General features: G+C 49.4%; 19 protein-coding genes. 14 read left to right on the forward strand and 5 right to left on the reverse strand.

The features are described 5' to 3' along the window. Positions 1-402: 402 nt before the first annotated feature. Positions 403-1,188, reverse strand: a complete 786-nt coding sequence (gene map / locus MA2_RS08555) for a type I methionyl aminopeptidase (protein WP_067058882.1) — start codon at positions 1,186-1,188, stop codon at positions 403-405. Positions 1,189-1,380: 192 nt separating this feature from the next. Between map and msrB the strand changes: the two genes are divergently transcribed. The 3 genes from msrB (at position 1,381) to tsf (ending at position 3,992) form a co-directional block, all read left to right on the forward strand. Continuing rightward, complete coding sequence (gene msrB, locus MA2_RS08560; protein ID WP_067058885.1) at positions 1,381-1,842, forward strand: peptide-methionine (R)-S-oxide reductase MsrB; 462 nt, start codon at positions 1,381-1,383, stop codon at positions 1,840-1,842. 312 nt (positions 1,843-2,154) lie between these two features. Then, positions 2,155-2,985: a 30S ribosomal protein S2 gene (gene rpsB, locus MA2_RS08565; protein WP_067058887.1), complete on the forward strand. Its 831-nt coding sequence runs from the start codon at positions 2,155-2,157 to the stop codon at positions 2,983-2,985. Between the two features lie 128 nt (positions 2,986-3,113). After that, positions 3,114-3,992 carry a translation elongation factor Ts gene (gene tsf, locus MA2_RS08570; protein WP_067058889.1) on the forward strand — a complete coding sequence of 293 codons (879 nt, stop codon included), beginning with the start codon at positions 3,114-3,116 and terminating at the stop codon, positions 3,990-3,992. A gap of 95 nt (positions 3,993-4,087) precedes the next feature. Here tsf and glyS read toward each other — a convergent pair whose 3' ends face one another. Both glyS and glyQ read right to left on the reverse strand, forming a co-directional pair. Beyond that, complete coding sequence (gene glyS / locus MA2_RS08575; RefSeq protein ID WP_067058890.1) at positions 4,088-6,172, reverse strand: glycine--tRNA ligase subunit beta; 2,085 nt, start codon at positions 6,170-6,172, stop codon at positions 4,088-4,090. 55 nt (positions 6,173-6,227) lie between these two features. Beyond that, positions 6,228-7,160: a glycine--tRNA ligase subunit alpha gene (gene glyQ / locus MA2_RS08580; protein ID WP_067058892.1), complete on the reverse strand. Its 933-nt coding sequence runs from the start codon at positions 7,158-7,160 to the stop codon at positions 6,228-6,230. 445 nt (positions 7,161-7,605) lie between these two features. Between glyQ and aciT the strand changes: the two genes are divergently transcribed. The 5 genes from aciT to hemJ all read left to right on the forward strand — a co-directional run bounded on the left by aciT (position 7,606) and on the right by hemJ (position 13,114). Next, positions 7,606-8,136, forward strand: a complete 531-nt coding sequence (gene aciT, locus MA2_RS08585; protein WP_067058894.1) for an AciT family ciprofloxacin tolerance protein — start codon at positions 7,606-7,608, stop codon at positions 8,134-8,136. Between the two features lie 334 nt (positions 8,137-8,470). Then, positions 8,471-10,216, forward strand: coding sequence for a hypothetical protein (locus MA2_RS11300; protein WP_067058895.1), 1,746 nt, complete (start codon positions 8,471-8,473; stop codon positions 10,214-10,216). Between the two features lie 131 nt (positions 10,217-10,347). Then, positions 10,348-11,436 (forward strand): biotin synthase BioB, encoded by a 1,089-nt coding sequence (bioB, locus tag MA2_RS08595; RefSeq protein WP_079352103.1) that lies wholly within the window; start codon positions 10,348-10,350, stop codon positions 11,434-11,436. A 25-nt stretch (positions 11,437-11,461) separates the two neighbouring features. Next, positions 11,462-12,616, forward strand: coding sequence for an aminotransferase class I/II-fold pyridoxal phosphate-dependent enzyme (locus tag MA2_RS08600; RefSeq protein ID WP_067058896.1), 1,155 nt, complete (start codon positions 11,462-11,464; stop codon positions 12,614-12,616). A gap of 60 nt (positions 12,617-12,676) precedes the next feature. After that, positions 12,677-13,114, forward strand: a complete 438-nt coding sequence (hemJ, locus tag MA2_RS08605) for a protoporphyrinogen oxidase HemJ (protein ID WP_067058897.1) — start codon at positions 12,677-12,679, stop codon at positions 13,112-13,114. Positions 13,115-13,140: 26 nt separating this feature from the next. On the opposite strand, the gene rlmB is transcribed toward hemJ, so the two are convergent. Both rlmB and ppnP read right to left on the reverse strand, forming a co-directional pair. Then, positions 13,141-13,920, reverse strand: a complete 780-nt coding sequence (gene rlmB / locus MA2_RS08610; RefSeq protein WP_067058898.1) for a 23S rRNA (guanosine(2251)-2'-O)-methyltransferase RlmB — start codon at positions 13,918-13,920, stop codon at positions 13,141-13,143. Between the two features lie 147 nt (positions 13,921-14,067). Next, positions 14,068-14,406, reverse strand: coding sequence for a pyrimidine/purine nucleoside phosphorylase (gene ppnP / locus MA2_RS08615; RefSeq protein ID WP_067058900.1), 339 nt, complete (start codon positions 14,404-14,406; stop codon positions 14,068-14,070). A 414-nt stretch (positions 14,407-14,820) separates the two neighbouring features. Here ppnP and recN point away from each other — a divergent pair, with 414 nt between their 5' ends. Genes recN through xerD form a run of 6 tightly spaced genes read left to right on the forward strand, consistent with a single transcriptional unit; the run spans position 14,821 to position 19,349 of the window. After that, entirely contained in the window at positions 14,821-16,527 is a 1,707-nt protein-coding gene (gene recN, locus MA2_RS08620; RefSeq protein ID WP_067058902.1) for a DNA repair protein RecN, read from the forward strand. Positions 16,528-16,548: 21 nt separating this feature from the next. Continuing rightward, positions 16,549-17,115, forward strand: coding sequence for a YqgE/AlgH family protein (locus MA2_RS08625; protein WP_067058930.1), 567 nt, complete (start codon positions 16,549-16,551; stop codon positions 17,113-17,115). Next, on the forward strand, positions 17,108-17,602 hold the full coding sequence (gene ruvX / locus MA2_RS08630; RefSeq protein WP_079352102.1) for a Holliday junction resolvase RuvX: 495 nt from the start codon (positions 17,108-17,110) through the stop codon (positions 17,600-17,602). Before MA2_RS08625 ends, ruvX begins: the two co-directional genes overlap by 8 nt. Continuing rightward, positions 17,599-18,039: a hypothetical protein gene (locus tag MA2_RS08635; RefSeq protein ID WP_067058904.1), complete on the forward strand. Its 441-nt coding sequence runs from the start codon at positions 17,599-17,601 to the stop codon at positions 18,037-18,039. Before ruvX ends, MA2_RS08635 begins: the two co-directional genes overlap by 4 nt. A gap of 21 nt (positions 18,040-18,060) precedes the next feature. Next, positions 18,061-18,348: a sulfurtransferase TusA gene (tusA, locus tag MA2_RS08640; RefSeq protein ID WP_067058908.1), complete on the forward strand. Its 288-nt coding sequence runs from the start codon at positions 18,061-18,063 to the stop codon at positions 18,346-18,348. Between the two features lie 56 nt (positions 18,349-18,404). Continuing rightward, positions 18,405-19,349 carry a site-specific tyrosine recombinase XerD gene (gene xerD / locus MA2_RS08645; RefSeq protein ID WP_067058910.1) on the forward strand — a complete coding sequence of 315 codons (945 nt, stop codon included), beginning with the start codon at positions 18,405-18,407 and terminating at the stop codon, positions 19,347-19,349. Positions 19,350-19,353: the final 4 nt, after the last annotated feature.

The following is a 19,353-nucleotide window of genomic DNA, read 5'->3' on the forward strand; positions in this document are numbered from 1 at the left end:
TCCCACTGTTCGCTTAAATGAATCAACTTTAAGTTTTTTTCACTCAGTTCGTCGCTAAGTCCTAGTAGACTTAGCATTCTGTACAGTGGAAATGCTTTTTATTTCATTTCTCTTCGTGTCTGGGTGAAAATCCACACAAGTTGTTCTTGTGTTTCGTTGTTATTGAGTTATTCTTTGACATCATCTGTCGAAAGAGGCGCTATTTTAACATGTTTTTTGATGCTGTCAATAGCTTTTTTAATCTTTTTTTACCGCTTCGGTGTGTCGCCAATAAGTGCTTGTTTCTATTAGCTTTATTGGTTAGCCGCCGTTCGGTGAGTGCGTATTATACGCGCTTTTCTATAGGCGTCAAGGGTTTTTTTAAAAATTTGGGTTTTTTTTATCAAACCCCTTTTATTTGCCTTATACCGTAAGAAAACTTAGGTCTTCTTCTGGGCGTTTGGTGAAGACTTCACAGCCATTATCGGTGACCATTAAGGTGTGTTCCCATTGGGCGGATAGTTTGCGGTCTTTGGTGATAACTGTCCACTGATCGGGCATAACTTTGGTTTGCCATACGCCTTGGTTGATCATGGGTTCAATGGTAAAGGTCATGCCTGTTTTAAGCTGTAGGCCTGTATTTTTTTTGCCATAGTGCAAAACTTGCGGTTCGTCGTGATAGACATTGCTAATACCGTGCCCACAGTATTCGCGCACGACGCTAAAGCGTTCGGGCTCGGCAACGGCTTGGATCGCCGCGCCAATATCGCCAAGGTAAGCACCGTTGCGGACGGCTTTCATGCCTGCGTATAGGGCTTTTTGGGCAACGTCGCATAGGCGTTTTGCCATGATTGAGCCTTCACCAACTACCCACATTTTTGAGGTGTCGCCATAGTAGCCGTCTTTGATAACGGTTACGTCGATGTTGATGATGTCGCCGTCTTTTAAGATGCGGTTGGCATCGGGGATACCGTGACAAACCACGTGGTTGATCGAGGTGCACAGGGTATGCTGAAAGCCATGGTAGCCAACATTGGCAGGAATGGCTTGTTGGACATCGACGATATAATCATGCGCCAATTTGTCTAACGCAAGGGTGCTGATTCCTTCTTTGATGTGCTCATCAAGCATGACCAGTACATCGGCGGCAAGTTTGCCAGCGATGCGCATTTTTTCGATGGCTTCAGGATTGTTGGCTAGGGTTTTCATAGGTGTTATTCGTCTCGTATAAACCGCGTATTGTACGCTTTTTTGGGTGATTGGGCAAAATCCAACCAGCGGCTTGTTGCGCGTCATTGGCTAACTTTTGGTTAGACAGTAGTGGTTAGTTGGGCGGCTTGATTTTGCCAAATTTTGTCCCATATTAATAAGGCGTTTTTTATAAATTCAAAGGAAGTAGTGATGAGTAAAATCAATCCCGATGATTACCAAAAGCCCAGTGATGACGATATTCGCGCGCGTTTGAGCGATGAGCAATATTATGTGACTCAACAAAGTGGTACTGAACGCCCGTTTAGCCATGCGTATGACCATGAGTTTGGCAAGGGTATTTATGTCGATATCGTCAGCGGTGAGCCGCTGTTTAGTTCAAGCGATAAATATGACTCAGGTTGTGGTTGGCCTGCATTTAGTCGTCCGATTGAGCAAGCGGTGGTTAATGAGCATTTTGACGGTAGCCACGGTATGCGCCGCACTGAGGTGCGCAGCCGTGTTGCTGATTCGCATTTAGGGCATGTATTTAATGATGGTTTGCCTGAGCTTGGCGGTTTGCGTTATTGTATCAACGGTGCGGCATTGCGTTTTGTTCCACTAGAGGACATGGCAGCAGAAGGCTATGGCGATTTGGTCGATTTGGTCAAATAATCAGCGCTATTAAGTTGATGGGCGCGGCAATTTTTGCTAGCGTTAGCGTTTAGATTTTGTTAAAATAGCAGTTTGTCACTCGATTGGGTGACAAATTTTTTTCTTTCAACTTTTTTTCTTTCAACATGACACACACTTTGTTAGCTTTATTGTTTGGCGATGTTTAGCCGACGATAATAAAAGGTTGGCTGGGTGTTTACCAATTTGATTAATTTGCGCGTGATTTTTTTTTAAAGTCTGTGCGAATGCGTGTTGGTAAATCGGCTGATTTGGCAAGGTGGAGGCATAACCCAACTGCATTTAGGAATATTTATGGCAACTGCAAGCCCTACTCAAGTTTCTATGCGTGATCTGCTCGAAGCAGGCGCACACTTTGGTCACCAAACGCGCTTTTGGAACCCAAAAATGAAGCAATATATTTTTGGCGCGCGTAACAAAATTCACATTATCAACTTGGACAAAACCGTTACGGCATTGAATGAAGCCTTAACATTTGCCAACCGTGAAGCAGCTCGTGGTAACAAAATCTTATTTGTTGGTACCAAACGCGCTGCTAGCAACATCATCAGCGAACAAGCTGCTCGCGCAGGTATGCCATATGTGGACCACCGCTGGTTGGGTGGTATGCTGACCAACTGGAAAACCATCCGCCAATCTATCACCCGTCTAAAAGACTTTGAGCGTCAAGCTGAGGACGGTACGTTTGCTAAATTGACCAAGCGTGAAGCGTTGGAGCGCACGCGTGAGATGGAAAAGTTAGAGCGCGCGCTGGGCGGTATTAAAGACATGAACGGCTTGCCAGATGCAATCTTTGTGGTTGACGTTGATCATGAAGCCATTGCCATCAAAGAAGCCAAAAACCTAGGCATTCCTGTGATCGGGATTGTTGATACCAACTCAAATCCTGACAATGTTGATTACGTAATCCCTGCTAATGATGACGCGATTCGTGCCGTAACCTTGTACGTCACCGCGATGGCAGATGCGATTATCGCAGGTAAAGAATACGCCAAAACCCAAGGCAGCAACGTGCGCCAAGAGCAAGACGAGTTAAGCCCACAAGCTGAGGACGCGCAAGCTAACGCGACAGCACCTGTTGAAGACAAAATCGACCAAGAAGGTAAAGTAGTTAATAACTACTAATAGCTTTTTGTGGTGATTGATTGAATAATTGACAGGATAGTGCAGCGTCATTGTCCTGTCATTTACTTTATTTATAATCAGATCAATTTCACTTCTATTATTTTTCACAACGACGAATGAGGACAACAATGGCAGAAATTAGTGCAAAACTTGTCAAAGAATTGCGTGACCGCACTGGTCTTGGCATGATGGAGTGTAAAAAAGCCCTACAAGAGGCTGATGGTGATATCGAAACCGCCATCGATAACCTGCGTAAATCAGGTCAAGCCAAAGCTGCTAAAAAAGCAGGCAATATCGCGGCTGATGGTGCAATCATCATCGCCCAAGAAGGCAACAAAGCCTTGTTGCTTGAAGTAAACTGTCAAACTGACTTTGTGGCAAAAGACGCAGGCTTCACCGCATTTGCCGAAAAAGTTGCCCAGCTTGCGCTTGAGAACAACACCACGGATGTGGCAAAAATTGCCCAACTACCTTATGGTGACGGTCAAACTGTTGAAGAAGCGCGCGTGGCATTGGTGCAAAAAATCGGTGAAAATATCCAGATCCGCCGTGCCGAAGTCATCGAAGGCGATAACCTAGCCACTTACCGTCACGGTATTCGCATTGGTGTGGTTGTTTCTTATGAAAACGGTAACGAAGCAACGGGCAAATCTGTTGCGATGCAAGTAGCAGCATTCAACCCAATCGCTGTTGATGAAGCGACCGTACCTGCCGATATTTTGGCACGCGAAAAAGACATCATCGAAGCCAAAGCGCGTGAATCAGGCAAGCCTGACAACGTGGTAGAAAAAATGATCACAGGCGGTTTGCAAAAATACTTGAATGAAGTAACCTTGTTGAACCAACCTTATGTCATGGACAATGACAAAAAAGTTGGCGATGTTTTGAAGTCTGAAAACATGACAGTAAAAGCTTTTAAACGCCTAGAAGTTGGCGAAGGCATCGAGAAAAAACAAGAAGACTTTGCTGCTGAAGTGGCCGCTGCTCAAGCTGCTGCAGCCAAATAATGATCGGCTGTTTTAACAGAATTAACACGATTTAATCAAATGCTTCAAAAACGCCCCGTTAGCTAACGGGGCGTTTTTTTATAGCAAACCTTGCTCTATGATTGCAACTGGCTGATATCAGCAACTTGTAAGAACAAGTCACGTACTTGTTTGAGCAGTGCCAAACGGTTGTGACGCAGGCTTTCGTCCTCGACATTGACCATAACATCGGCAAAAAATTGTGCCAATGGCTGCTCAAGCTGCGCCAAACGTTGCAAAATCGGTGTGTAATCAAGCTGCTCACTGTGGCTAGCGATATCAGCTTGTGCTTGTTGCACCGCGTCATATAACGCGCGCTCGGCAGGTGCTTGCAACAAATCAGCATGTACCGCACCAAGCTCAAGCGAACCATCACCATCTGTGAGCAGGGCTTTGGTAAGGATATTTGCCACGCGCTTGTTGGCTTCGGCAAGCCCGACAGCAGCAGGCAAGGCCCGAAACGCTTGCACGGCTTTAATGCGGCGATCAAAATCCAGCGGCACGGCAGGCGACAAGGCTTGTACTGCCAAAATCGTATCGACCGCTACGCCCTGCTCTTCATACATCGCGCGATAACGCGCTTGGAAAAACGCCATCACCTCGCTAAAGGTTTGCGCCAAATTTGGCAAGCGGTTGCCATAGCCCAACAATGCTTGCTCGATCAATAGCACCAAGTTGAGTGATAATTGTTTTTCAATCAAAATCCGCAACACGCCAATCGCTGCACGGCGCAAGCTAAACGGATCTTTTGAACCTGTCGGAGCTTCACCAATACCAAAAATCCCCACCAACGTGTCCAAACGATCAGCCAACGCCAACGCTGTGCCAATAGGCGTGACAGGCAATTGATCGCCGCTAAATTTGGGCAGATATTGCTCTTCGATTGCATCGGCAACGTCGCTGGGCTCTTGGTTGAGGTGCGCGTAATATGTGCCTGCTACACCTTGAAGTTCGGGAAACTCACCCACCAGTGTACTGGCAAGATCGGCTTTTGCCAACAAGCCTGCGCGTGCGGCGTGCTCAACATTTGCACCCAACTGCGCGGCGATCAATGCGGCAAGTTTGGCGATGCGTTCGGCCTTATCCCACAAAGTGCCTAACTGGTCTTGAAACACGCGTGTCTTAAGCGACTCGGTCAAGGCAAACAATGGCTGTTTTTGATCTTGTAAAAAGAAAAATTCAGCATCAGCAAGGCGTGGGCGAACGACCTTTTCGTTGCCTGCGATGATTTGGGCAGGATCGCGGCTAGCTAAGTTACTGATAAATACAAAATACGGTTGCAGCTTGCCTGCATCATCGACCAAACAAAAATACTTTTGATCGGCTTGCATGGTGCTAATCAGAGCCTCTTGTGGCACGGCAAGAAAACGCGGCTCAAACCCTGCTCGCAAGGCAACTGGTAAATCCACCAACGCGGTGACTTCATCTAGTAAGGCTTGTGGCATGACAGGCTGCGCGCCAACTTCTTGCGCCAAACGCTGAACCTGCTCGATGATTTGCACTTGGCGTGCGTCAAAATCGGCAATAACTGCATGCGCTTGCAATTGCTCGGCATAGCGGTCGGCATGTTTGATGACAAAAAAATCGGGCGCATGAAAGCGATGTCCGCGCGTTTGGTTGCCTGTCTGCTTGCCTTGAATGGTTGCATCGATGACCGCGTCATCTTGCATCAGCACCACCCATTGCACAGGACGGACAAATTCATTTTTATCCGTACCGCTACGCATGCGTTTGGCAATCGGTAGCGCGTCCAATGCTGCTTGCAAAATCGCTGGCAATAGCTCACGCGTGGCTTGCCCATGGATGGTCTGCTGATAGCCGACATAATCGCCTTTGTCGCCTTGGATGGTGATCAGCTCACTGACATCAACCCCCAGCCCTTGCGCAAATCCCAACGCGGCTTTGGTCGGTTTACCCTCGCGATCGAACGCGGCCTTGACGGCAGGCCCGCGTTTTTGCTCGACGCGGTCAGGCTGACGCTCGGCAACGCCTGTAATTTGTAGTGCCAAACGGCGCGGCGCGGCATAGCTTTTGATAGCCGTAAACGCGATACCTGCTTGCTCAAGTGCGGTTTGGACATGGCTTGCTAGCGCGTCACGCAAGGTTTTTAGGCTTTTTGGTGGTAATTCTTCTGTGCCCAGTTCAAATAAAATCGTACTCATCGCTTTACCCAGTTTTTAATGGCGGATTGGTGAAAATTTGGCTGTATTGATTTGGCTATTTGGGATCATCTTTGGGCAAATATTTTGCCAATGCCTCGGCGCGGTGTGCCTCATCTGCCAATGGAAAGCCCAATTTTACTCGCGCTTCAACATAGCTTTGTGCCACTTGGCGCGCCAATGTGCGCACACGCAAGATAAAACGCTGACGTTCAGTCACCGAAATCGCGCCGCGTGCGTCAAGCAAGTTAAAAGTATGTGAAGCTTTAAGTACCATCTCGTAGGCAGGCAACGGTAAATTAACGCCAACCAATTTTGCCGCTTGCGCCTCATAAAAGTCGAACAAATCAAACAGCTTTGCCACATCGGCGTATTCAAAATTATAGGTTGACTGCTCAACTTCATTTTGGTGGAACACATCGCCATACGTCACGCGCCCAAACGCGCCATCCGTCCACACCAAGTCATACACGCTGTCCACGCCTTGGATATACATCGCCAAACGCTCAAGCCCGTAAGTGATCTCGCCCGTTACAGGAAAGCACTCGATACCGCCGACTTGCTGAAAATAGGTAAACTGGGTGACTTCCATACCGTTGAGCCACACCTCCCAGCCCAGGCCCCACGCGCCAAGCGTCGGCGACTCCCAGTTGTCCTCAACAAAGCGCACATCATGCACCTGTGTGTCAATACCAATCGCCTCAAGCGATCCTAAATACAGCTCTTGAATATCAGGCGGATTGGGTTTTAGAACCACTTGGAACTGGTAATAATGCTGCAAACGGTTGGGGTTGTCGCCATAACGCCCATCGGTTGGACGGCGTGATGGCTGCACATAGGCGGCGTTCCAACGCTCGGGGGTCAGCGCGCGCAAAAATGTGGCAGTATGAAACGTGCCTGCGCCAACTTCCATGTCATATGGCTGCAAAATCACGCAACCTTTGTCTGCCCAGTAGGATTGTAAGGTTAAAATCAGTTGTTGAAAGGTCATCGTCGCCCCGTTCTTGCCTGCTGTGGGTGTATGGTTAAAGTCTATGCATGGGTTTGGTCAAACTTGCTGCCCTTAAGATTTGCTGCGCTGCACATTTAGCCCAAGCCAAACAAATTGGCTATTATAGCGCATTATAACCATGACGCACGCCCAACAGCGATAGCAAAAACCACTTTGACCAGACATTTTGCCCAAAATTTGCCAAACAAATCCTGAATATTGGTTTTTTGACCAAGTTTTAGCCAAGTAATGTAGCGAATATCAGCCCATGATTGTGATAAATTTTACCCCATCTTAAGCGTCATCGGCTGTCGCATGACCGACAAACGGTGTTGGTTTTTTACCCGATTATCCGCATAATAGCGGCGTATAAATAGTGTAAAATGATAAAAATACCACCAGATATTGTGGTAATACTTATTGATAGCTACCAAGCGAGGTTGATATGACCCCAGCTGTTTCTGTGAATTCGTCGGTACTTGCCAGTGTGTTTTTGACTGCACCTGTCACCCCATCGGTTGATGAGTCGAGCAACATTGCGCTACTGCTTGGCTGTGTGGGTGTGGTATTGGCAATGGTTGGCTTGTGGTGGACGCGCTACCGCTATGTGTTGGGTTATTTTTTTGCAGGTATGGCGTATTGGTTGGTGGTAGAAGGAGTGCGTTGGGGCGTGGTGCACGTTTCAAACCTAGCAGGCACGCCTGCGTACGTGTTGGCATTGGCAATCACCTTTATCCCGTTGGCGTGGGTGGTCAGCCTGCCTTCAGCGCAGCTTGACCTGCCTGCCATACCGCGCAAACCTATATTTAATAAAACCACCTTAAACCATTTACGCCCAAACTTACGGCATCGCCGCTCACGCACCTTGCCGCAGCCACGGCAATCGATTGGTGAGCGTCCCATTGCACTAAAAAAAGACACCGAATTTTATCAACGTGTCATCCGCCACCGCCCTGTGATGGATACCAAACGCTAATTTTGCTAGGTCTTAGCCTATTTGCTTTTGCTCAACCAATCGACACGCTGACGGTATTTGGCATAATGTTCACTTGGCACAGTGCTCATTTGGCATAGTGCTCACAATCCCATCAGCGTCACTACATAAAATAACGCAACATTACAAAAAGCTGTCGCCATAAGCGAAACATTACTTTAACTTCAAATAGCACTTCGTATAATATGATTGCTTAGCATTTTTGCCGTTGAACTCATTGACAAATCGCGCGGCGTTTACAACGACTAAATTTTGACAATCATCTCTATCCAAGCGCGAACGCGCCAATGTTAAACTTATTTTTGAGGAGAACACCATGTTTTCGTTTTTGACTGACCATTTTGGCGAAATGACCCACGTAAAATCTGATCCACTTGATGTATTGTTGTTTGTGGTGGGCGTGCGTTTTGCGCAGTTGGCACATTCTGACAATACCCGTTTTACTAGTTTGTTACAAAACCGCAACTTCACCATTCAATTGGGCAGTGAAGAAGAAGGTATTGCACGTTATTTTACCATCAACAATGGCAAATTTAGCCAGCATGGTGGTGAAGCAACCGACCCAACCTTAACCATCACGTTCAAAGATTCCATGACAGGTGTCAAGCTTTTGACTAAAGCCGACGCAGCGGCATTTATGTCAGGCATTCAGCAAGGCGATGTCAAAATGACGGGCGATTATTCATTGTTGATGTGGTTTAACCAAGTGGCAAAATACATCGTGCCACACGTACCCGAAGCACTTGAGCCTGTAGTAGATAAAGTCAAACCGTTGATTGAAAAAGCCACCCCTGTTGCTATGAGCGTGTGTGGCAAAGTCATGTCGGTATTCAAACCTGAGAGCGGTCGTGGTTATCGTGACCCTCATCACGTCATGCGCCCAAAAACCAGCAAATACTTCAAAGACGCTGATGATGTACAACAAACCACCTACGGCGTGGACGTCAATAACCCCAAAACTGAAACCACCGTAAGTGGCGATGCCCGTATTGACGACAGTAAGGTGCGTATCAGCGACGCAGCAGACGATCACGACGAGTCAGAGGGCGTGATTGACAATATTAAAGCCAAGGTCAGTGAAGTTACTGACACATTGCATGACAAGCTTGATGAATTAGGCGGTGAAGCCAAAGAAAAATTTGCTGAAGTCAAAGATGATGTGCAGCAACGCCTCAATGATGTTAAAGACAAAGCGGCAAACTTGAAAGAACAAGCGCAAGATAAGTTTGACGACGTTAAACACCAAGCTGAAGACAAAATTGATGAAGCCAAAGACAAAGCGGCGGATCTAAAAGAACAAGCGCAAGATAAGTTTGACGACGTTAAACACCAAGCTGAAGACAAAATCGATGAAGCCAAAGACAAAGCGGCAGATCTAAAAGAACAAGCGCAAGATAAGTTTAACGACGTTAAACACCAAGCTGAAGACAAAATTGATGAAGCCAAAGACAAAGCGGCGGATCTAAAAGACAAGGCTGAAACTAAAGCTGAAGAAATCAAAGATAAAGCCGACAACAAAGCTGGTGATCTTAAAGATAAAGCAACTGATCTAAAACACCAAGCTGAAGCCAAAGTTGACGACGTTAAACACAAGGCTGAAGACAAAATCGATGAAGCCAAAGACAAAGCGGCGGATCTAAAAGACAAGGCTGAAACCAAGGTGGATGAGGTTAAAAATCAAGCCAACGCACTTAAGGACAAAGCCAGCAGTAACCAAGATCATGACCAAGTAGTTGAGCAGGCGAAAACAGGCATGGGATTGGGTATGCCAAGCAACAAGCCGACTGTCACCACGGTAAGCGACGCGACTAACAACCCACAAGACAGCGCGCAAACCGATGACAGCAACAGTGGCGTGCGCACCATCGAAGACATTCAAGCTGAGCGTCAAGATAGCGCAACCACCGAAACCAAAGCTGCCCAAACCACGCATGAACTTGAGAAAAAACACGAAAATGATGAAATGATTGCCAAGAATGTCATGACATCTGCCGTGAAAAACAACGAATCACCCATCACAGGCATCAGCGTGACAAAAACCAGCAGCAAAGACAAAGAATAATGCTCAATCAATAACTTTGTATTATTCGCTTGAAGGCACTACCAAGAACAACCGCCATTGCGCGGTTGTTTTTTTGTTATAATGCTGGCTGCTAAAAACTAAGATTTGATGTTGATATAAGGAATTTTTTCATGGCAGAGCGCAGCGCATCGCAAGCTTTAACCGCCGATATCGGCGCACCACCCAATGCCCAACCCAACGCGCCTGCAACATCTGAGCGTGTCAGCCGTGCGCAACTGCAAGCATGGTTTGAACTACCGTTGATGGATTTGTTGTTACAGGCGCAACATACCTTGCGTGCGCACTTCCGTGCCAATACCGTGCAAGTCAGCACGTTGTTGTCTATTAAGACAGGCAACTGCCCCGAAGATTGCGGTTATTGCTCACAATCAGGACACCACGACACCGACCTACAAGCCGAAAAAAAAATCGCCATTGGGCAGGTCCTTGCCGAAGCCAAACGCGCCAAAGCAACAGGAGCAAGTCGGTTTTGCATGGGCGCAGCGTGGAAGCATCCGCACGATCGTGACATGCCATATGTGCTTGAATTGGTGCGCGAGGTCAAAGCGTTGGGGCTAGAAACCTGCATGACACTCGGTATGCTGACCGCCAACCAAGCGCAGCTACTTGCTGATGCAGGGCTAGATTATTACAACCACAACCTAGACACTTCACGCGATTATTATCCCCAGATTGTCAGCACACGCAGCTACGATGACCGCTTAGACACCCTTGCTCACGTACGCCAAGCAGGGATTAATATCTGCTCGGGCGGTATCATCGGTATGGGCGAAAGCCGCGATGATCGCATTGATTTGCTGCATGCGCTTGCCAATCTGCCCAAGCCGCCTGAGTCGATTCCAATCAATCGTTTGGTGGCGATTGCAGGCACGCCGATTGCCGACAAACTTGAAGGCACGCGCTTGCCTGTGCTTGAATGGATTCGCACGATTGCTGTGGCGCGGCTTGCCTGCCCGACCAGTTATGTGCGTATCGCAGCAGGGCGTGAGGATTTGACTGACGCAGAGCAAGCTTTATTGCTTATGGCAGGGGCAAATTCGTTTTTTTATGGTGCACGGCTTTTGACCACGGACAACGCCAGCCAAAGCCATGACGATGCGTTGATGGCTGAGTTAGGCCTTAACGTAGAAGCCGCCGCACCGCGCCAAGTGCAAGTTACCGATGCGGTCAGTGGGCGGATTGGTAGTTTGGCAGTTTAAACTTGTCTGTTCAAGTGCGTTAGTCATGCTAAAACATTTTGAGCTTAGCCACCGTTTGCAACATCAAGCACAAAGCGCACAGCTGCGCCAGCTAACCACGATTAAACACGGCGTAACGCCAACCATCAGCATGGCTGGCAAAAAGTATATGAATTTTGCCAGTAATGATTATTTGGGTTTAGCCAGTGTACCGCAGGTGGTTGCGGCATTTTGTGAGGCGCTGCAAACCGCAGGGCAAGTCGGTAGCGGTGCGTCGCACTTGGTCAGCGGTCACCACATCTGGCATGACGAGCTTGCTGCCACACTGGCACAAACGACAGGTTACCCGACCGCACTGACGTTTAGCACAGGCTATATGGCAAATATTGCCGTGCTGCAAGCACTGTGCGACAAAGATAGCGTGATTTTTAGTGACAGGCTTAACCATGCCTCGATTGTTGATGGTGCGTTATTAAGCCGTGCGACGTTGGTGCGTTTTGCCCATCGTGACTATGCTGCACTTGAGCGTCGCCTTGCTAGCACCGACGCAAAACAAAAGCTGATTGTCACCGACCATGTGTTTAGCATGGATGGTACATGTGCAGATTTGGTGCATCTGCATGATTTAGCACAGCGTTATGAGGCGGCGTTGGTGGTGGATGATGCACACGGTTTTGGCTTGCCGTATCAAGCAGCGGCATTGGCGGATATTTATGTCGGCACACTGGGCAAGGCGATTGGCACGATGGGCGCGTTTGTCGCAGGTGAGCAAACGCTGATTGACTACTTGGTGAATGTTGCCCGTCCGTTTATCTACACCACAGCACAGCCACCAGCACTGGCAAAGGCAACGCTTACCGCGATACAAATTGCCCGAACCGATGACGCACGCCAACAGCAGCTACAAGCCAATATTTTTCAGCTTCACACAGGTTTGCGTGAGCAAGGCTGGCAGGTGGGACTTGCGTCTGATACGCCAACCTCATGGCAGACCGCGATTGTGCCTGTGATTGTGGGCGACAACACGCGCGCGCTTCAACTGGCGGATCATTTGCGCCAAGCAGGCATTTGGGCAACGGCAATTCGTCCGCCCACGGTACCAGTGGGTACAGCACGGCTGCGCTTTTGTGTCAGCGCGGCGCATTCAGCGGATGATATCGCCGCGTTACTAGATACGATGGCGCACTTGCGCGGGGCTTAGCCATCGCAATTTGCATGTTTTTAACCATTAAAACTTAACCATTGAATAAAAGGCAAGTAGATGACGGCGTATTTTTTGTGGTTCAAAGCGTGGCATGTGATTGCTATGGTGTGCTGGTTTGCAGGGATTTTTTATTTGCCGCGGCTGTTTGTGTATCATGCCATGAGCGAAGATGCGGCAAGCCAACAGCGTTTTTCTGTGATGGAGCGCAAGTTGTATCGTGGGATCATGACCCCCGCCATGCTTGCCACGTGGGTGCTCGGGCTGTGCATGTTGGTGCCCAATTGGGCGGCGTATCAGGCGCAGGGCTGGCTACATGTCAAGCTTACGCTCGTGGTCTTACTATCAGCGTATCACGGGCTATGCGGCTATTACCGCAAAAAATTGATCGAGGCGCCGCATTACAAAAGCCATGTATTTTGGCGGTGGTTTAATGAAGTGCCTGTGTTTATTTTATGTGCGGTGGTGATTTTGGTGATGGTTAAGCCGCAGTTTTAAACCAGTTTTTTTTGGTATGCGGTGGATTATATCGCCGCTGCCAATCGCTGACGGCAAGCCTCATACAATACCATCCCTGTGGCAACGCTGACATTTAAGCTTTGAATGCTGCCATGCGCGCTACCCACCATCGGGATATACACCAACTGGTCGCACCGCTCGGCAGTCAAACGCCGAATCCCCTCACCCTCTGAGCCCATCACCAGCGCGACATCGCCCGTCAAGTCACACGCTGCCAATGGCTTGGCGGTATCGTCCAACGCAGTGCCATAGACAAATACGCCATTTTGCTTGAGGTTGTCCATTGCACGGGCAAGGTTGGTAACTTGTATCAGTGGCATAAGCTCGGCTGCCCCAACGGCGATCTTTGCCACGGCAGGGGTGAGGCTTGAGGTGTGGTGTTTGGGTACAATGACCGCCGTCACGCCCATGGCAACAGCGGTGCGCAAACACGCGCCTAAGTTGTTGGGGTCAGTTATTTGGTCAAGCAGTAGCAACAAGATCGGCGTTTGGCGTGCGCGTGCGTCTTGTAATAGTGCGGCTAAATCGGCATCATCACCGACGTGCTTGGGACGTGCTTGCAAGACTACGCCTTGATGCTGTGGGCTGTCGGCAAGTTTGGTCAGCGCATCTTTGCCTGCGATTTGCACACTGATGCCGTACGTGTCGGCAAGTGCGATGATCGGCGCAACACTGGCATCGTTTTGCCGCCCATCTTGCACCCACAATGCGCTGGCATCCGTGCCGCGCTCGCTTAAAATCGCCTGCACGGCATGAATACCATAAAAATGCTGGGCTTTTGCCATGCTTTGTGTCCTTGTTTGATAGCATCGCCGTGTTGTCTCACCACGCCGCGATTGGGTTTTGCTCAAGCCGCTTGGAGTGCTTAAGCCGCTGTTAGCTTGGCAGCTTGCATCTTGCCGCTTGAGTGTGACAAATTCAACCTTATAATTTTAGCCTTCAAAATGGCAAATATACTGCACGATCTCTTCATTTTTCATCGTGTAGCTGCTGTGTCCCTCAACGACAAACGCCTGCCCTGCACGGTAATAGGTGTAGTCGTCTTCGTCTGCGCGTTTGACTTCACACTCACCTGCCAAAATCTCGATGCGCTCGGATGATTCGGTGTGAAATTCGTATTCGGTGACCTCGCTGTCACAGGGCAGGATGATCCCAAGCATTTTTTTGCGCCCGTCTTCAAACCACACGGTACGGCTAAAGCTGCGTCCCTCGTAGTACACATTGGCGATTTTTTCTACCGACACATGGTCAAAGCGTATAGAATTTGGCATACAACCTATCCTTTTGTCTCGCAGATTCGATGATGCGGATTTGTGAGTCATTCAATCGTCGCGCCGCTGGCACTGTCAGACAGTCGTAGCAACATTGAAACAACAGCTATCTTAGCACACTATTTATGACAAAATTGAGCGGTTTTAGCAAGTCTTGGGTTATTTTTTTAACCGTGCGTTACATTTGAGGGTTACATGGTGGTTGCGATTTGACGCGCCAAACCCAATATTAGCCGTATTTATTTTTGCATGTAAAAATTTTTCATGTAAATAAGGAAAAATCGCCCAGTCGTCGTACGGGTGTTTTTTTTCGGGCGTAAAGCGTTTAAACTACCAACAGTTTGCGGTTATCAAGCAATTTTGACCACCCCTTGACCCCATCGTTGGGCAAAGCGGTGCAAAAAAAGGAACGTTATGCTGATTGAATTGACGTTGCGCAATTTGGCGTTGATTGAGCAGGCGCAGCTGACACTGGGCACGGGCTTTCACGTCATCACAGGCGAGACGGGCGCAGGCAAGTCGCTGCTGCTTGATGCGTTGGCGTTGTGTGTTGGCGGACGCACCGATGGCGGTTTGATTCGGCATGGCAGTACCAGTGCCGAGGTGGTGGCAGAATTTGATGTGCGTGCGTTGCCTTTGGTGCAGGCGTGGCTTATTGAGCAGGCGTATGACGATGATGACGGGCGGATTTTGCTGCGCCGTCAGCTAAGTCAGCAAGGCAATAGTGTTCGCAGCAAGGCGTGGCTTAATGGCACGCCGATTAGTCTTAATGAGCTTAAGACCTTGGGTAGCCTTTTGGTCAATATTCACAGTCAGCACGCACAGCACAGTTTGCTGCGTCCGCAGTTTGTTTTAGAATGGCTAGATAGCGCAGCAGGCTTGCAGACGCAGGCACACGCCGTGCGCCAAGCATTTGGCACGTATGAGCATTTAAAACAACAAGCCGAACGCCACGCGCAAGATGACAAATTGCGCCAACAGCAACTTGCGTTATTAAACAATCAGCTAGCAGACGTTGAGCCACTTTTGGCATTGGATTATGCCGCGCTTGAGGCAGAATACGATGAGTTGTCAAACTTAGATGAGCTCATGCAGCAAGCCGCGTTGGCGGTCGGGCTGCTGGACAATGACAGCGATACGCCCGATGCCATGCAAGCCTTGAGCCGCGCGATTAAGATTTGCGAGCCACAAAGCAGTGTCAGCGCGGTGTATGCAGAGTGCGTCGAGCAGTTGTACCACGCGCAAAGCTTGGTTGAGCAGGTGGCGGTGAGTTTGCGTGATTATGCCGAAGGGCAAAGTCTTGACCCTGAACGCTTGGCGCAGCTAGATGAGCAGCTAGCAACGTTTCATCGTTTGGCGCGCAAATATCACACCGCACCAAACGAGCTTTTGACCTTGGCGCAAGCGTGGCAAAGCGAGCTTGACGCGCTCAACGCCATGCCCACACCCGAAGCCCTTGCCGAGCAAGTTGCTGCCGCGTATGATGACTATTTGACTTTGGCAAACGCACTGGATGCACAACGCCAAGCCCATGCACCTGCCTTGAGCCGTGAGTTGGTCACACGCTTGCAAACGCTGGCATTGCCGAATGTGCAAGCCGAGTTTGCCTTTAGCCCGACCACAGCGCAGCGCGACGGGATCAGCCACGTGGAGTTGTTGTTTAGCGCGAATGTCGGCATGCCCATGCAGCCGCTGCACAAAATCGCCTCAGGCGGTGAGCTATCGCGCTTGGCATTGGTCATGCAGGTGATTGAGGCACAGCGTCAGAGCCACCACCAAGGCGCGACGGATGATGGCACAGGCTTGCCCGCCAAGCAGCTGCTGGTGTTTGATGAAGTCGATGTCGGCATCAGCGGCGGTACAGCGCAAGTAGTTGGTGAGCTGTTGCGCGAATTGGGGCAAGACCAACAAATCCTTGCCATCACCCACCAAGCGCAGGTTGCCGCGCAGGCGCATCAGCATATTTTGGTTTATAAAACCCAGCACGACCAAGCGCAGTCCCATCTTGAGTATCTCACAGGCGAGGCGCAGGTACAGGAGTTGGCACGTATGTCGGGCGGTGTACAAATCACCGACACCACGCTAGAACACGCGCGCAGTCTGTTGGCAAGCCGCCACTGATTTTTTAAATTTTTTAATATGATGACAAAATTGACCCAATATACCAACCATTTTTTGCTTGCCGCACCGCGTATTGATGGCGGTATGTTTCACCAGTCATTGGTGTACATTTGCCGCCATGATCGCGATGGCGTGCTTGGCTTGATCATCAACAAGCCACTGCACCACACCAACGCCAGCAAGCTGTTTGAAGAGCTTGACATTGACGTGACCGCGCATGACTTGCACCGCAAGTTGGCACTAGAGGGCGGACCTGTCAATCCTGAAGTCGGCTTTGTGCTGCATACAGGACAGCCAAACTGGGCCTCGTCGTTTGCCATTACCGAAAACGTCTGCATTACCACCAGCAAAGATATCTTACAAAGTATTGCCGCAGGGCATGGTGTTGAGCATTACGAGCTATGTTTGGGGCACGCCAGTTGGGCAAAGGGACAGCTTGAGCAAGAGTTGGCGCAAGGTGATTGGTTTGTTTTGCCTGCCAGTATAGGACTGTTGTTTGGCACCGCCTATGAAGCGCGTTGGCAAGCTGCCGCCGACCAGCTGGGTATCAACGCCGACCGCTTGACGATGGATATTGGTCATGCTTGATTCATCTACCCCAAATAATGCGACTCATTCGCCCAATACCACTACCGTGCAAACTGTGATGGGCCTCGATTATGGCATCAATAAAATGGGCATTGCGCTGGGCAACACCTTGACCCAAACTGCAACGCCTCTACGCCAATTTGCCATGAAAAATGGACAGCCTGATTGGGTAGCACTGCTGGCGTTAATCAGCGAATGGCAAGCCCAACGGGTAATTGTTGGTTTGCCGCTCAATATGGATGGTACAGATTCTGAACTGGGCAACCGCGCCAAAAAATTTGCCCGCAGGCTCAACCATGAACTTAAAGCCGCGCATATCGCTTGTCCTGTGACGTTGGCAGATGAACGCTTGACCAGTCGCGAGGCCAAACGCTTGGCGTGGGAATACGGGCTGATTAAGCATGAGCACGAACCGATCGACGCGATTGCCTCGGCGATTATGCTCGGTAGTTGGCTGCGTCATGGGCAAGGTGAAACACTACCATGAATGCACCTGTATCTGACACCACAACCCATACCAAGTCTGTCATTGCTCCCGTGGTGCTTGCGCGTATCACAGGTGCGCGGCAGATAAACACCATCAGTATTTGGCTGATTTATACCGCGATTGGCTGTTTTTTGTTATTTGGCACGCTCAAAAGCCTGCCGACGTTTCGCACCAGTCAGCTTGTGTATATGCTGTTTCATTACTTGCCGTACGGCTTGGTGGGGCTGACGATACCGCTGTCGTTGTACGTGGCGTTTGTGCTATTGCGCTATCGCCTAAGTCAGCCCAGCATGTTGGCGTTATGCGTTTTGCTCGGGCTTGGGCTGTTTGCCGTTAGCACGTATGTGGCGTTGGCAGCGTGGATTGGTGTGGCGTTTTTGTTTCGTGCCAATCTAAAACGGTTTTTTGATTTTTTAAACCAACCAACGAATGCTTAATTTACTTTTATTGAATGTATTATGACCAACCAAATCCAAAACCCACCAACCGCCCAACATGAGCTTGATACACAAGGCTTGATTTGCCCCGAACCTATCATGCTGCTACATCGCGCGATACGCCAAGCCCAATCGGGTGAGATCATTCACGTCATCGCCACTGACCCTGCTACCATACGCGATATCGCCAATTTTTGTCGGCATTTGGGGCATACGTTGGTTGCCGAAGAGCACATCATCAACCCCAAGAATCTGCCTGACCCTGACCCATACGCCAATGTGTACCATTATTGGATACAAAAAAAATAACGTTTGGTTGGATTTTGCCATTTTGTATTAAATTATTTTTTAAATAAAAACTTACCATGTCCCAAACCGCCGCGCGTAAACCGCGTAAGCCTAAAGCTATAACGCTCACCGATGAGCCTGCCTACTTGCAGCAGTTTCGTCAAGAGTTGGTCACACGTGGGCTTGCGACCAATACGCGTAACGCCTATTTGCGCGATTTGCTGGCGTGTGCTGCGACCAACACCAAACCACTGCCAGACTGGCAGGCACAAGACGTGTTAGCCTGTTTGGCGGCACTGTACCAAGATGGTAAGGCGGCGCGTTCGCAAGCGCGTGCCCTGTCTGCGCTCAAGCAATTTTTTGGTTGGCAAATTCAAGCAGGCATACGTGAGGACAACCCATGCGAGCAAATCCGCACACCACGATTGGGGCGCGCACTGCCTAAAAATCTGTCTGAAGCCGATGTCGAGGCACTACTGGCTAGCCCCGATGTTGGCACGCCGCTGGGCTTACGCGACCATGCCATGCTTGAGGTATTGTACGCTTGTGGTTTGCGCGTCAGTGAATTGATGCATTTGTCATTGGGTGATGTCAATCTGAACGCAGGTTGGTTGCATATCACGGGTAAGGGTGATAAGGCGCGTTTGGTACCACTGGGGCAAGTCGCCCATGACGCGCTGTCTGATTATTTGCGCCACGCTCGCCCAAGTCTTGCCCGCGATACACGCAAAGGCGCCAGCGCGTGCCAAGCGGTGTTTTTAACCCAACAAGGTGGCTATATGACGCGGCAAAATTTTTGGTACGCTATCAAACGCTATGCCACGCAGGCAGGTATTCAAGCACCGTTATCACCACATACCTTACGCCATGCGTTTGCCACCCACCTACTCAATCACGGCGCAGATTTGCGCAGCGTGCAGATGCTATTAGGGCATAGCGATTTATCAACGACGCAGATTTATACCCACGTTGCCACCGCGCGGCTTGAGGCATTGCACCACGCCCACCACCCACGCGCTTAATCTG

This window comes from Moraxella atlantae NBRC 14588 (assembly GCF_001591265.1).
Classification (GTDB): Bacteria; Pseudomonadota; Gammaproteobacteria; order Pseudomonadales; family Moraxellaceae; genus Faucicola; species Faucicola atlantae.